This is a genomic window from Agromyces sp. NPDC057679, from assembly GCF_042799635.1.
GTDB lineage: Bacteria > Actinomycetota > Actinomycetes > Actinomycetales > Microbacteriaceae > Agromyces.
This window is the reverse complement of sequence record NZ_JBHVIK010000002.1, coordinates 389,544-403,432: the sequence shown is the minus strand read 5'-3', so window position 1 is coordinate 403,432 and position 13,889 is coordinate 389,544. Positions and strand designations below refer to the sequence as shown.

Genomic DNA, 13,889 nt, shown 5'->3' with positions numbered 1-13,889 from the left:
CGCCCGGATCAGACCACCACGAAGGACAGCAGTACGCCGACGATCATCGCCGACACGACGTACACGAGGTTGGGCAGCTGGAACGAGTGGTCGAACACGAACTTGCCGAGCTTGGTCGTGCCCGTCTGGTCGAAGGCGGCCGTCGCCACCTGCGACCCGTTCGCCGGCAGCGTGTACATGCCCATCGCCGAGGGCCAGAGGCCCACGATGAGCGACGCGGGCAGCCCGATCGCGAGACCGATTGGCACGATGGCGTTCGTCGCGCTCGACTGGCTGGTCGTGAGCATGGCGACGAGGAACAGCGCGAGGGCGAAGAGCAGGGCTCCGACGAACGCGGTCGACCCCGAGACGAGCGACCCGAGCCCGTCGACGATGAGCTGGTTGTTGTTCGCGACGAAGGTGTTCGCCAGCCAGGCGATGCCGAAGAGCGCGAAGGCTCCGACCATGCCGGCGGGGAACGTCGACTGCTTGGGCACGTCGGCCGACTTGACCTTGCAGAACACGAAGATGAGCGCGGCGATGACACCCATCGTCACCTCGATGATGATCGTCACCGAGACCCGCACCGGGTCGCCGTTGTCGTCGGTGCCGATGATGGGGCGCAGTCCCTCGAACAGGCCCATGATCACGATGAACGCGACGCCGGCGAGGAAGATCGACGCCGACAGCACCGCGGTCTTCGGCAGCTTGCGTTCGGTCGTGTCCTCGGCCGGCGGCTTCACGAGGTGCTCGGCGAGTCGCCGCTGGTACTCGGGGTCGTCCTCGAGGTTCTTGCCGTGCCGCACCATGACGAGCGCGGCGAGGAAGAGGCCGACGATCGAGGCCGGCCACATGATGAGCAGCACCTGCCCGAGGTCGACGCCGCTCGGGGCGAGGAGCACGACGAGCGACGCCGTCGCCGCCGAGACCGGGCTGCAGAGGATGCCGACCTGCGAGGCGACCGCGGAGACCGACAGGGCTCGCTCGGGCCGGATCTTCTGGTCGTACGAGACGTCGTAGATGACGGGGAGCAAGGGGTAGAAGATGTTGCCCGTGCCGGCGCCGACGGTGAAGAGGAACGACATCGCCGGCGCGAGGAAGACGACGCTCTTCGGCCTGGACTTGATGGCCTTGGCCGCGACCGACACCATCCAGTCGATTCCGCCGGCGGCCTGCATGACCGAGGCCGCGGTGATGACCGTGAGCACGATGAAGACCGCATCGACCGGCGCGTTGCCGGGGGCGGTCTGGAAGCCGAACACGAGCACCGCGACGCCGACGAGGCCCCAGACGCCCAGGCCGATCCCGCTCGTACGGGTGCCCATGAAGATCGCCAGGACGACGACGATCAGCTGCGCGACGAGGATCCAGACGTTGTCGTTCACGCGCTCGGCCCCTTCACGATCGGGCCGGTGGCCTCGAGCACCTGCACGGGCAGCGGCGTCTCGACGATCTCGCCGTCGATCGCCTCGACCCGGAGAGCGAGGGCGGGATCGACCGGGCTGATCGCCGTGACGAACTCCTGGTTCTCGAAGTGCAGCGACTGCAGGTTGCCGACGGCGTACCCCGTTGCGAGCTCGCCGCTCCGGAGGGCCTCGTGGAACAACGGCTGCCGCTGGTCCTCCGCGTCGTAGTGGGGGCAGAAGCTGCCGTGCAGGAAGCCGAGCCCCTCGGGCAGCACCTGGAGGGTCGGGCCGTAGCTGTCGGTCGTGCCGCCCTCGAACCAGCAGATGCCACCGGCCGAGCCGCCGGTGAAGACGACGTTCGAGGCCGGGTCCTCCCACATCTCGCGCATGATCTCGTCGAGGCCCTGCCGCTTCCAGACGTCGAGCATGTTGGCGGTGTTGCCGCCGCCGACGTGGATCACGTCGAAGCCCTTCACGTAGCCTGCGAGGTCGTCGAGATCGCGGTGGAAGAGCGTGAGGTGGTGCGGCGCGCACCGGTCGGAGTCGTAGGTCTTGTAGAAGCTCAGCGTGTACGCGGCCTCATCGCCCGTCGCCGTGCCGACGAAGAGCACCCGCGGCCGCTCCTTGCCCGTCAGGCCCAGGATGTAGTCGTGCGTCGGATCGGCACGCCGCTCCATCATGGCCTTGCCGGCCCCGGTCGCCACCACGTGCGCCATCGCGCCCCCCTCGTCCGATGTACCCCTCGCGTCACGCTATCGGTCGGTGAGGAACGGTGTCGAGAGGCTCATCGGCCGTGTCGCGGGCGTCATCGAGCGGGGCGGCGCCGACGGGCGCAGCGGCCGGACGGCGTCGCGCCGTGCAGGCGCGCCGGTCGCGCGGCATCGCGATCCCCCCAGCTCATCTCGATGCGCACGGCGACCGGTCGCGACGGCACAGAGGAAGGGCCGCCCCGCGGGGTGTCCCTCCCCCGCGCGGCGGCCCTGCAGTCCCGGAGAACGGACCTCCGGGGATTCGCGGCACTCAGACGGTGCGCGCGAACGTCTCTCGCGGCTGGCGGCGGTAGCCGTCACGAGCGGTGACGACGATCGCGCCGGCGACAGCGGCGACGGAAACAGTGCCGAGAAGCACGATGATGCTGATCACGATGGATCCTTTCGACGAAGACGGTGCAGGCTGGTCGAGCGACTTTGCGCCGTTGCACGTGTTCGACATGCACTATTCTTCCGCGTCGAAACATTCAGCACAAGCTCACGGTTCTACAAGCACGATGTAGAATCGCTACATGGATGTGCGCCGCCTCGATCTCCTCCGCGAACTCGCCGAGCGCGGCTCGGTGACCGCGGTCGCCGAGGCCACGGGGCGCACGCCGTCGGCCGTCTCGCAGCAGCTCAAGGTGCTCGAACGCGAAGCCGGCATGCCGCTCACCGAACGCAGCGGGCGAGGCGTCGTGCTGACGAGCGCGGGGCACGCGCTGGCCCGCAGCGCGACCGACGTCGCGATCGCCCTCGAACGCGCGACCTCCCTGTGGGACGAGTTCCGCAACCACCCGAGCGGCGAGGTCACGCTCATGACCTTTCCGACCATCGGGGCGACGGTGCTGCCCGCGGTGCTGGCCGAGCTCTCGCAGATCGCGGGCCTCGTCGTGCACGCCACCGACCTCGACCCCGAGCTCGCCGAGTTCGCCGACCTCACGAGCGACTACGACATCGTGCTCGCCCACACCATGCCGGGCGTGCTGCCGTGGGGCGGCCGCGGACTCAGGGCCGTGCCGCTGCTCACCGAGCCGCTCGACATCGGCCTGCCCGCCGACCACCGGCTGGCGGGCCGCTCGCACCTCACGCCGGGCGACCTCGTCGACGAGACCTGGCTCGGCGTGCCGCCCGGCTTCCCCTTCGAGCGCATTCTGCACGCGATCGAGCAGCAGACCGGCCGCCGGGTGCGGGTGAGCCAGCGCTTCAGCGACATGCGCATCATCGAGGCCTTCATCGAGGCGGGGCTCGGCATCGCGTTCGTGCCGCGGTTCACGAGCGGCGCCGTCCCCGAATCCATCGTGCTGAAGCCGCTCCGCGGCGTGGCATCCGCTCGCCAGATCGTCGCCCTCGTGCGCCCCGACGTCGCCGAGCGCCTCGCCGTGCGCACCGTGCTCGACGTGCTCGTGTCCCAGGCGGCGCGGCTCGAGCGGCAGCACACCGAGACGGCGCCCTGACGCCCACCGCCGCGCGCTGTGCGCGCACCGGGGCCGTCAGTCCCCCGTTCCGCGCTCGAGGTCGTAGGCGAGCACGAGGCTTCCGAGCGGGGTGGTGCCGAACGCCGTCAGCCTGAGCGGGCGCGGGCGCTCCAGCTCGCCGAAGAGGCGCTTGCCCGAGCCGATGAGCAGCGGGTGGACGAAGAGCCGCAGCCCGTCGACGAGGTCCTCCCGCAGCAGGGCGCGCACGAGCACTCCGCTGCCGAGGATCGCGATATCGCCGTCCCCCGCCTGCTTCAGGGCGCGGACGCCGTCGCGGAGGTCGCCGACCAGCGCGTGGGTGTTCCGCCATCCGAACTCGGTCAGCGTGCCGGTCACCACGTGCTTCTCGGTGGCGTTCAAATGGGCGGCGATCGGGTCGTCGTCCGAGACGGACGGCCAGTAGGCGGCCATCTTCTCGTAGGTCTTCCTTCCGAAGAGGTAGGCGGTGGTGCCGCCCAGGCCGTCGGTACCGCTGGAGGCGTGGATCGCATCGGCGTAGGGTGCTCCCCATCCGCCGTGCTCGAAGCCGCCCTCGCGGTCCTCGTCGGGCGACCCCAGTCCTTGCATGACTCCATCGACCGAGAGGAACTCGATCGCGATCACTCTGCGCATCAGGTACTCCTTCCTCGTCTCATGCTCACTCCTGCGGGCCGACCCCGTCTTGAAGGAAATCGATCGTCCGTGACCGATGACACGAGGCACGAAGGCACCGCACCGGGGCCGATCCTGGTGCGGCATCGAGTGCGCCCCGAGCTCGCCGGGCTCGTCGCGGGCATCGTCGGCCACGACGAACACGCGGTCGGGCAGGTCGTCCGCCGTCAGGTGGCCGGCAGCCTGATCCCCGTCGTGCTGTCGATCGGGCCGCCGCTCGACGTCGTCGACCTCTCCGTCGGCGAGGGCGTCGGGCGCCACACCTCGTTCGTCGCGGGCATCATGCCCGGCCACGCGACGACCTCGTTCGAGTCCGAGCAGCACTGCCTGCAGATCTACCTCACCCCGCTCGGCGTCACCCGCCTCCTCGGCCTGCCCGGACGGGAGCTCGCCGCGCGCGTGGTCGAGCTCGCCGACGCGCTCCCCGTCTTCGACGGCCGCTTGCTCGACGAGCTGTGGTCGGCCGGCACCTGGCCACGCCGCTTCGAGCTGATCGATCGGGTGCTGCTCGGCCTGCTCGATCGCGGCCGGCCTCCCGAGCCCTTCGTCGGCTGGATGTGGCGGCAGATCGACTCCTCCGGAGGCCGCGTGCGGATCGCCGAGCTCGTCGAGGAGACCGGCTGGAGCTCGCGGTACGCCAGCACGCGCTTCGCGGAACAGGTCGGGATCGGGCCGAAGGCGGCCGCCGGCCTCGTGCGCTTCGAGCGCGCCGCGATCGCCCTCCGACGCCTGCCCGCCGCGGAGGTGGCGGCGCGCTTCGGCTTCGCCGACCAGAGCCACCTGGTGCGCGAGGTCCGCCGGTACTCGGGATGGACCCCGTCCGTCCTCGCCGGCACCGTGCCGACCACCGCCCACACGGCCATCGGCTGACCAGGCGACCACAGCGGTCCGCGACCCGGTTGGCGATGGCCCACTGCGAAGATGCCCGTGTCGGGAGCACCGCGTGAGGCCGCCGCCAATCCACGCGCGACGACGAGCCCGGCCCGGTAGGCTCCGGCACCATGGCCGATGACGCGATCCTGTTCGACGTGACCGACGGGCTCGCCCGCGTCACGCTCAACCGCCCCGCCCGCCTCAACGCGGTCGATCCCGAGGCGATCGGCCTCTGGCAGTCGATCGCGCACGAGATCTCCCGCCGCGACGACATCGGCGCGGTGCTCTTCGACGCCGAGGGCCGGGCGTTCTGCGCCGGCGGCGACGTCGTCGCCATGTCCGAACTGGCCGCGGCGTCGAGCGACGCGGGCGCGGTGATCACCGGGCTCGCCGACCGCATCCACGACGGGCATCGGATGCTCCGCGAGAGCGCGAAGCCGATCGTCGCCGCCGTCCAGGGCCCCGTCGCCGGCGGCGGCCTCGGCTTCATGCTCGTCGCCGACCTCGTCGTCGCGAGCGAGCAGGCGAGCTTCGCCAGTCGCTACGCGGATGTCGCGCTGACGCCCGACTGCGGGGTGAGCACGCTCCTCCCCGAGGCGATCGGCACGCGTCGCGCCCTCGAGCTCACCCTCACCTCGCGCCGACTGACCGCCGCCGAGGCGCTCGAATGGGGCCTCGTGACCGAGGTCGTGCCGCCCGAGGAGGTCGCCGGCCGGGCGCGCGCCATCGCGCAGTCGTGGCTCGACGGCGCGACCGGCGCCTTCGGCCAGGCCAAGCGGCTCGTACGTTCGGGGCTCGAGCGCCCGTTCCAGGACGCCCTCGATGACGAGGCCCGCACGATCGGCGCGGCTTTCAAGACCCCCGACGCTCAGGCACGCATCGCCGCCTTCGCGCGGCGCTGACGCCGGCCCCGCCGGTCGAGGAGCGGAGCGTATCGAGACCACGCCCGGGTGGTCTCGATACGGTGCTGCGCGCCGACTCGACCGACGTGACCGCTCAGTCGTGCTGCGGGAAGCCCAGGTTCAGTCCACCGTGGCTCGGGTCGAGCCACCGCGACGTGATCGCCTTCTCCTGCGTGTAGAAGTCGAAGCCGCGGGCGCCGTACGCCTTGGCGTTGCCGAACAGCGAGTCCTTCCAACCGCCGAACGAGTGGTAGGCGACCGGCACCGGGATCGGCACGTTGATGCCGACCATGCCGACCGTCACCTCGCGCTGGAACCGCCGCGCGGCCCCGCCGTCGTTCGTGAAGATCGCCGTGCCGTTGCCGTATGGCGAGCCGTTGATGATCTCGAGTCCGTCCTCGTAGCCGTCGACGCGCACGACCGAGAGCACCGGTCCGAAGATCTCGTCGCGGTACACCGACGACGACGTCGGCACGCGGTCGACGAGGGTCGGCCCGAGCCAGAACCCGGCCGCGTCGCCGTCGACGACCGTGTCGCGACCGTCGACCACGACGCTCGCGCCGTCGACGGCTGCCACGTCGAGGTACCCGGCGACCTTGTCGCGGTGCTCGCGCGTGATCAGGGGGCCCATGTCGCACCCGCGCGTCCCGTCGCCGATCTTCAGCCGCGACATCCGGTCGGCCACCTTCGCGACGAACTCGTCGGCGATCGAATCGACCGCGAGCACCGCCGAGATCGCCATGCAGCGCTCGCCCGCCGAGCCGAAGCCCGCGTTGACGGCGGCGTCGGCCGCGAGGTCGAGGTCGGCGTCGGGCAGCACGAGCATGTGGTTCTTCGCACCGCCGAGGGCCTGCACGCGCTTGCCGTTCGCGGTCGCGGTCGCGTAGATGTACTGCGCGATCGGCGTCGAGCCGACGAACGAGATCGAGCGCACGGTCGGGTGGTGCAGCAGCGCATCGACGGCGACCTTGTCGCCGTGCACGACGTTGAGCACGCCGTCGGGCAGCCCCGCCTCCTGCATGAGCTTCGCAAGCCAGACGGCGGCCGACGGGTCCTTCTCGGACGGCTTCAGCACGACCGTGTTGCCCGTCGCGATCGCGAGCGGGAAGAACCACAGCGGCACCATCGCCGGGAAGTTGAACGGCGAGATGATGCCGACGACGCCGACCGGCTGCCGCAGCGTGTAGACGTCGATGCCGGTCGACACGTTCTCGCTGTACTCGCCCTTGGTGTAGCCGGGCATCGCGCACGCGAGCTCGACGACCTCGATGCCGCGCGCGATCTCCCCCGCCGCGTCGCCGAGCACCTTGCCGTGCTCGCTGGTGAGGATCGCGGCGAGCTCGTCGGTGCGACCGGTGAGCAGTTCGCGGAACTTGAACATCACCTGCTGCCGTCGTGCGATCGAGGTGTCGCGCCACCCGGGGAACGCGCGCGCCGCGGCGTCGACCGCGGCGTCGACGTCGTCGGTCGACGCGAAGTGCACGCGGCGCTGCTCGACGCCGAGTGCGGGGTTGTAGACGGGTCCGCTGCGAGCGGGGTCGCCTGCGACGGATGCCCCGTCGATCCAGTGCTCGATGAAGTCGGTCATGATCTCCTCTTTCCTCGTCGGACGTTCAGTCGCCGGAGACGGCGGTCGCCAGCACGTCGTCGTAGATCGCCATCGCGTCGGCGACCTCGTCCGCCGTCACCACGCACGGCGGCACCACGTGGATGCGGTTGTCCTGGATGAACGGCAGCAGCCCGCGCTCGACGAGCGCCGACTTGATGCGGCCCATCGCCGCGGCCGGCAGCGGCTCACGGGTCTTGCGATCCGCGACGAGCTCGAGCGCCCAGAAGACGCCCTCGCCGCGCACCTCGCCGATGACCGCATGGCGTTCGGCGAGGTCCTCGAGGGCGGGCGCGATCGACTCGGCGCCGACCTCGCGCGCGTGGTCGACGATCCCCTCGGCGGCCATGGCGTCGAGCGTCGCGACGATCGACGCCATCGCGAGCGGATGCCCCGAGTAGGTCAGCCCGCCGGGGAAGACCCGCTCGTCGAAGGTCGCGGCGATCTCGTCGGAGATGACGACGCCGCCCGCGGGCACGTAGCCCGAGTTCACGCCCTTCGCGAAGGTGATGAGGTCGGGCCGCACGTCGTAGCCGTCGAAGGCGAACCAGCGCCCGGTGCGGCCGAAGCCCGCCATCACCTCGTCGAGGATGAGCAGGATGCCGTGCTTGTCGCAGAGCGCACGCACGCCCGCGAGGTACCCGGGCGGCGGCACCAGGATGCCGGCCGTGCCGGGGATCGTCTCGAGCAGCACCGCGGCGATCGAGGCAGGCCCCTCGGATTCGATCACCCGCGCGAGGTGGCGCAGCGCCCGCTCCGACTCCTCCTCGGGGGTCGCCGCCCAGAACTCCGAACGGTAGAGGTAGGGGCCGAAGAAGTGCACGTGCCCGCGGGCGAACTCGTTCGGCACGCGACGCCAGTCGCCGGTCGCGACGATCGCCGCGCCCGTGTTGCCGTGGTACGAGCGATAGGTCGAGAGCACCTTGTCGCGCCCCGTGTGCAGTCGCGCCATGCGCACGGCGTTCTCGTTGGCATCCGCGCCGCCGTTGGTGAAGAACACCTTCGTGAAGCCCGACGGCGCGCGCGCGACGATGCGCTTCGCCGCCTCGCCTCGGGCGAGGTTCACGGTCGACGGGGCGATCGTCGTGAGCAGTTCGGCCTGCTCGCGGATCGCGGCGACGACGGAGGGGTGCTGATGCCCGATGTTGACGTTGACGAGCTGGCTCGAGAAGTCGAGGTACTCGCGGCCGGCGTGATCCCAGACGCGGGCGCCGCGTCCGCTGGCGACGACGAGCCCGGAGGCCTGGGACTGCGCCGACCAGGAGTGGAAGACGTGCTCGCGGTCGAGCCGCCGCGCGATGTCGTCGAGGTCTTCGAGGTTCTCGCTCATGGCTTCACTGCCTTTCGCTGGAGGTTCCGGGGATGCTGCGCCGCCGTCGTCCGGCGGCGCAGCATCCGCATTGCTAGTTGCCGCCCTCTTCGAGGGTGACGTCGATGGGCGACCAGTCGGCGCCCGTGAGGTCGAGGTCCTCGCCCTCGAGCTCCGAGAGCGCCTTCTCGATCCACTCATTCGACCAGGCGGTCGCGGGCGGCTCCTCGGTGATGAGGTGGTCTCCCGCCTCGTTCACCGCGGCGAGCGCGCCGGCGACGGTCTTGTCCCACGCGGCCTCGTCGATCATGCCGATGCCGTCGTCGGAGGGCCAGATGAGCTTGTTGGTCTCGTTCACCATCCAGAGCTCGTGGCTCGGGCCCCAACCCGAACCGGCGGCGATCGTGATGTCGGCGGCATCCTCGGGGTTCGCCGCGGCGAACGCCCAGCCCTTGATGACGGCCTTCAGGAACTTGACCGTCGTCTCCTGGTAGTCGGTGTCGCTCTCGAGGCGTTCGGTGTCGGCCCAGATCGCGTCCTGCAGCATGGCCCCCTCGGTGTCCTCGTACGAGATCACGTTGAAGTCCTCGGGCTGGTAGAGCTCACCGGTGTCGGGGTTCGGGGTCTCGAGCAGCTGCGCGTACTCGTTGTAGGTCATCGCCTGGGCCGCGTCGATGTCGCCCTGCAGGAACGCGTTCATGTTGAAGTCCTGCGTGATGATCTGGACGGTGGTGGAGTCGAGCCCCTCCGCGGCCATCGCCGCGAAGATCTCCCACTCGTTGCCGAAGCCCCACGAGCCGATCTTCTTGCCCTCGAAGTCGGCGACCGATTCGATGCCCGAGTCGGCCCACGAGACCTGCAGGGTGCCCGAGCGCTGGAAGATCTGGGCGATGTCGGTGAGGTTCGCACCCCGCTCGATCGAGCCGAGCACCTTCGGCACCCACGCGATGGCGTAGTCGACGTCGCCGTTGGCGAGCGCGTCCTGCGGCACGATGTCGCCGCCCGACGGGATGATCTCGACGTCCAGGCCCTCCTCCTCGAAGTAGCCCTGGTCGGCGGCGGCGAAGTATCCGGCGAACTGCCCCTGCGGGAGCCACTGGAGCTGGAGCTTCACGGGGGTGAGCTCGCCGTCGCCGGAGCCGCCGTCCCCGCCCGAGTCTCCGGACGAGCAGGCGGCGAGGATGAGCGCGGCCGTGACGGCGAACGCTCCGGCCGCGAGTCCGCGGCGTGTGCTGTGCTTCATGTCAGTCCTTCCCTGTTCTCAGTGCGAAACGGTGGTGCTGGTCGTGCTGACGGTGCTGGTGCTGGTGGTGCGGGTTCCGGGAGCGCGTGCGGCGGGCCTGCGGCCCCGCAGCACGAGCCGTTCGAGCGCGAGGGTCGCGAGGTAGAAGAGCAGGCCGAGGGCGATGGATGCCACGACGTACGCCCAGGCGCGGGCGTACGCGCTCGACGCGGCCGAGGTCGAGATCAGGCTGCCGAGGCCGCCGCGCGGCCCGCCGAAGTACTCGGCGACGAGAGCCGAGATCACCGCGAGCGAGGAGGCGATGCGGATGCCGGTGAGGATGAACGGCCGCGCGGTCGGGAGCGTGAGCGAGCGCAGCACCTGGCCGGGGGTCGCCGCGTAGGCGCGCATCAGTTCGCGGTGCACCGGCGTCGTCTGCCGGAACCCGCGCAGCGTGTTGAGGAACACGGGCACGAACGAGGCGATCGCGGCGATCGCCTGGCGCCCGAACTGGCTGTCGGCGCCGAACATCGAGTTCAGCACGGGCGCGAGGGCGACGATCGGCACGACGGCGAGCGCGGCGACGACCGGGGCGCTCATGCGGTCGACGGCACGCCACCTCGCCGCGAGCGCGGCGAGGCCGATGCCGAGCACCGAGCCGACGACGAGGCCGATGAGCGCGTTCGTGCCGGTGATGATCGTGGCCTGCACGATCGAGTCCCATGAGGCGATGAGGGCTTCGATGATCGAGGCGGGGCTCGGCAGCAGGTAGTCCGAGACGCCGACGACGCTGACGAGGAACTGCCAGATGCCGAGCACGATCAGCCCCACCGCCACCGGTGCGACGATGCGCAGCGTCGTCTCGGTGCGGGGGCTCATCATCGCGTCTCCACGCCGCGGGCGCCCGTCGCGACGGGGGCGCCGTGCAGCGCCTCGCGGACGGCGGTCACCATCTCGAAGAACGAGCGGTCCTCGCGGAGACCCTCGGTGCGTGCGGCCCGGGTAGCGACCCCCTCGCCCGCCTCCCGCGCCTCGCCCGCCCCGCTCGCGGGGACCGCCCCGGCGAGCCGCATGGGCACGATCTCGCGGATGCGGCCCGGTCGCGGCGACATGACGACGACCCGGTCGGAGAGGAACACCGCCTCGGGGATCGAGTGGGTGACGAACACGACGGCCGCGCCCGTCTCGCCGGCGATGCGCACGAGGTCGGCCTGCATCTTCTCGCGCGTCATCTCGTCGAGGGCGCCGAACGGCTCGTCCATGAGCAGCAGCCGGGGCTGCTCGGCGAGCGAGCGGGCGATCGCGACGCGCTGCTGCATGCCGCCCGAGAGCTGGTCGGGGTAGCGCTCGGCGAAGTCGGTGAGGCCGACCATGTCGAGCAGCTCGTCGACCTTCGCCCGCCGCGCGGCCTGGGCCACGCCGTGCAGCTCGAGCGGCAGCGCGACGTTCGCGGCGACGGTGCGCCAGGGCAGCAGGCCCGCCTGCTGGAACGCGATGCCGTACTCCTGGTCGAGGCGCGCCCGCGACGGCGTCTTGCCGAACACGGCGATCGAGCCGGACGTCGGTGCGTCGAGGTCGGCGATGAGCCGCATGAGCGTCGACTTGCCGCACCCGCTCGGGCCGATGAGCGAGACGAACTCGCCGGCCGCGACGGTGAGGTCGATGCCCTCGAGCGCGTGCACGCGGCCGCCCTGCGTCTCGAACACCTTGTCGACGGCGGTCACCTGCACGGCCGTCGCGGGCGATGCGGTCGCGCCGGGTGCGGCGGTGGTCTCGGGAGCGCTCATGCGGCTTCCTCCGTTCGTCGGTAGTTCTTCAGGATCACGCCGAGCAGCGCCACCGAGCCGGCGGCGACGAGCCCGAGCACCACGGCGCCGAAGATCGGCCCCCATGCCTTGGCCGGGTCGCCCGAGGCCTGCCCGGCGAACTGGATGAGGAGGCGGCCGATGCCGCCCTGGAGGCCGGTCGACACCTCGGCGACGACCGCGCCGATGACGGCGTTCGCCGCGCCGAGCCGCAGCGCGGGCAGCAGGTACGGAACCGCGGCGGGGAACCGCAGCTTCACGAGCGTCGCCCAGTACCCGGCGGCGTAGCTCTGCATGAGCTCCTCGTGGATGCGGTCGGGCGACTGGAGCCCCTTCAGGGCGCCGATCGCGATCGGGAAGAAGGCGAGGTAGCTCGCGATCAGCGCGACCGACATCCAGTCCTGCCACTCGAACGAGCCGATCTCGACCCGGGAGCCCCAGCTCTTGACGATGGGCGCGAACGCAATGAGGGGCACCGTCTGGCTGAGCACGATCCACGGCAGCAGGCCCCACTCGGCGATCCGCCAGCGCTGCATCACGAGGGCGAGACCGACGCCCACCACGACGCCGACGAGCCAGCCCGCGGCGGCGATGCCGAGCGTCGTGAGCGCGCCGAGCAGGATGACGACCCACAGCGCCTGCGCCGAGGGCGAGCGCGTCACGGGCTCGGCCAGTCGGCTGAACATGTCCCAGACGTGGGGCATGGCGAGGTCGGTGGTGCGCGGCAGCACCCGGGTCTCGCCGATGAGCACGCCGTCGGCGGGCGCGAGCAGCTTGTACCCCTCCCACAGGGCGACGAGCAGCAGCAGGCCGGCGACGCCCCATCCGACGACGGCCGTTCGACGAGCCGCGGTGCTGGTCATGCCTTCGCCGTGATGTGCTCGGTGAGCGCCGGGATCACGGTCTCGCCGTAGACCCGCAGCGTCTCCTCCTTGTTGTCGTGCTGGAGGTACCCGGCGAACTGGTCGACGCCGAGGTCGGCGAGCTGCTTCAGCTTCTGGATGTGCTGGTCGGCCGAGCCGAGCACGCAGAACCGCTCGACGATCTCGTCGGGCACGAAGTCGACATGGTCGTTGTCGGCCTTGCCGTGGGTGTTGTAGTCGTAGCCCTCGCGACCGCGGATGTAGTCGGTGAGGGCGTCGGGCACCGTGCCGTGCATGCCGTACTTCGCGACGATGTCGGCCACATGGTTGCCGACCATGCCGCCGAACCACCGGGTCTGGTCGCGCATGTGGGTCCAGTCGTCGCCGATGTACATCGGGGCGGCGACGCAGAACTTGATCGACATGGGATCGCGACCCGCGGCCTCGGCCGCATTGCGGACGGTCGTGATCATCCAGGCGGCGATGTCGGGGTCGGCGAGCTGCAGGATGAAGCCGTCGCCGACCTCGCCCGTGAGCTTCAGCGCCATCGGCCCGTAGGCCGCGACCCAGATCTCGAGCTCGGAGCCCTTCGACCACGGGAACTGCAGCTGCGAGCCCTTGTACTCGACGCTGCGCGAGTTCGCGAGCTCGCGGATGACGTGGATCGACTCGCGCAGCTCGCTCATGCTCACGGGCTTGCCGTTCGTGACGCGCACGGCCGAGTCGCCGCGGCCGATGCCGCAGATCGTGCGGTTGCCGTACATCTCGTTGAGGGTGGCGAAGATCGAGGCCGTGACCGTCCAGTCGCGGGTGGCCGGGTTCGTGACGAAGGGGCCCACCTTGATGCGGTGGGTCTCGGCGAGGATCTTGCTGTAGATGACGTACGGCTCCTGCCAGAGCAGGTGGGAGTCGAACGTCCACGCGGTGCTGAAGCCGTACTGCTCGGCGAGCTTGGCGAGGTGCACGGTGCGTGAGGCGGGCGGGTTGGTCTGGAGGACGACGCCGAAATCCATGGGGGCTCCGTTCAGTGGCGGGCGATCGGGGTG

The 13,889-nt window shown here is 70.7% G+C and carries 14 protein-coding genes; 3 read left to right on the top strand and 11 right to left on the bottom strand.

Annotation, left to right across the window (positions count from 1 at the left end; translation table 11 throughout):
* Positions 1-8: 8 nt before the first annotated feature.
* The 3 genes from ACFVAJ_RS08815 to ACFVAJ_RS08805 form a co-directional block, all read right to left on the bottom strand.
* The gene (locus tag ACFVAJ_RS08815; protein WP_376943188.1) at positions 9-1,364 is read right to left on the bottom strand and encodes an anaerobic C4-dicarboxylate transporter family protein; all 1,356 of its coding nucleotides are present in this window, start codon (positions 1,362-1,364) and stop codon (positions 9-11) included.
* On the bottom strand, positions 1,361-2,101 hold the full coding sequence (locus ACFVAJ_RS08810; protein WP_376943186.1) for a Type 1 glutamine amidotransferase-like domain-containing protein: 741 nt from the start codon (positions 2,099-2,101) through the stop codon (positions 1,361-1,363). The genes ACFVAJ_RS08815 and ACFVAJ_RS08810 overlap by 4 nt, the downstream gene beginning before the upstream one ends.
* A gap of 304 nt (positions 2,102-2,405) precedes the next feature.
* Positions 2,406-2,528, bottom strand: a complete 123-nt coding sequence (locus ACFVAJ_RS08805) for a hypothetical protein (RefSeq protein ID WP_281349888.1) — start codon at positions 2,526-2,528, stop codon at positions 2,406-2,408.
* 139 nt (positions 2,529-2,667) lie between these two features.
* Between ACFVAJ_RS08805 and ACFVAJ_RS08800 the strand changes: the two genes are divergently transcribed.
* Positions 2,668-3,591 carry a LysR family transcriptional regulator gene (locus tag ACFVAJ_RS08800; RefSeq protein WP_376943184.1) on the top strand — a complete coding sequence of 308 codons (924 nt, stop codon included), beginning with the start codon at positions 2,668-2,670 and terminating at the stop codon, positions 3,589-3,591.
* A gap of 36 nt (positions 3,592-3,627) precedes the next feature.
* Here the strand turns inward: ACFVAJ_RS08800 and ACFVAJ_RS08795 are convergent, their stop codons facing one another.
* On the bottom strand, positions 3,628-4,224 hold the full coding sequence (locus ACFVAJ_RS08795; RefSeq protein WP_376943182.1) for a dihydrofolate reductase family protein: 597 nt from the start codon (positions 4,222-4,224) through the stop codon (positions 3,628-3,630).
* Positions 4,225-4,293: 69 nt separating this feature from the next.
* On the opposite strand from ACFVAJ_RS08795, the gene ACFVAJ_RS08790 reads away from it, so the two are divergent.
* Positions 4,294-5,133, top strand: coding sequence for a helix-turn-helix domain-containing protein (locus tag ACFVAJ_RS08790; protein ID WP_376943180.1), 840 nt, complete (start codon positions 4,294-4,296; stop codon positions 5,131-5,133).
* A 131-nt stretch (positions 5,134-5,264) separates the two neighbouring features.
* Positions 5,265-6,038, top strand: coding sequence for an enoyl-CoA hydratase/isomerase family protein (locus tag ACFVAJ_RS08785; RefSeq protein WP_376943178.1), 774 nt, complete (start codon positions 5,265-5,267; stop codon positions 6,036-6,038).
* Between the two features lie 94 nt (positions 6,039-6,132).
* Here ACFVAJ_RS08785 and ACFVAJ_RS08780 read toward each other — a convergent pair whose 3' ends face one another.
* The 7 genes from ACFVAJ_RS08780 to ACFVAJ_RS08750 all read right to left on the bottom strand — a co-directional run bounded on the left by ACFVAJ_RS08780 (position 6,133) and on the right by ACFVAJ_RS08750 (position 13,856).
* On the bottom strand, positions 6,133-7,626 hold the full coding sequence (locus tag ACFVAJ_RS08780; RefSeq protein ID WP_376943176.1) for a CoA-acylating methylmalonate-semialdehyde dehydrogenase: 1,494 nt from the start codon (positions 7,624-7,626) through the stop codon (positions 6,133-6,135).
* A 25-nt stretch (positions 7,627-7,651) separates the two neighbouring features.
* Complete coding sequence (locus ACFVAJ_RS08775; RefSeq protein ID WP_376943174.1) at positions 7,652-8,974, bottom strand: aspartate aminotransferase family protein; 1,323 nt, start codon at positions 8,972-8,974, stop codon at positions 7,652-7,654.
* Positions 8,975-9,047: 73 nt separating this feature from the next.
* Positions 9,048-10,196: an ABC transporter substrate-binding protein gene (locus tag ACFVAJ_RS08770; RefSeq protein WP_376943172.1), complete on the bottom strand. Its 1,149-nt coding sequence runs from the start codon at positions 10,194-10,196 to the stop codon at positions 9,048-9,050.
* Between the two features lie 18 nt (positions 10,197-10,214).
* Complete coding sequence (locus ACFVAJ_RS08765; RefSeq protein WP_376943170.1) at positions 10,215-11,054, bottom strand: ABC transporter permease; 840 nt, start codon at positions 11,052-11,054, stop codon at positions 10,215-10,217.
* Positions 11,054-11,962: an ABC transporter ATP-binding protein gene (locus ACFVAJ_RS08760; protein WP_376943168.1), complete on the bottom strand. Its 909-nt coding sequence runs from the start codon at positions 11,960-11,962 to the stop codon at positions 11,054-11,056. The genes ACFVAJ_RS08765 and ACFVAJ_RS08760 overlap by 1 nt, the downstream gene beginning before the upstream one ends.
* Positions 11,959-12,843 (bottom strand): ABC transporter permease, encoded by an 885-nt coding sequence (locus ACFVAJ_RS08755; protein WP_376943166.1) that lies wholly within the window; start codon positions 12,841-12,843, stop codon positions 11,959-11,961. Before ACFVAJ_RS08755 ends, ACFVAJ_RS08760 begins: the two co-directional genes overlap by 4 nt.
* Positions 12,840-13,856 carry a TIGR03842 family LLM class F420-dependent oxidoreductase gene (locus ACFVAJ_RS08750; RefSeq protein ID WP_376943164.1) on the bottom strand — a complete coding sequence of 339 codons (1,017 nt, stop codon included), beginning with the start codon at positions 13,854-13,856 and terminating at the stop codon, positions 12,840-12,842. Before ACFVAJ_RS08750 ends, ACFVAJ_RS08755 begins: the two co-directional genes overlap by 4 nt.
* Between the last annotated feature and the right edge of the window lie 33 nt (positions 13,857-13,889).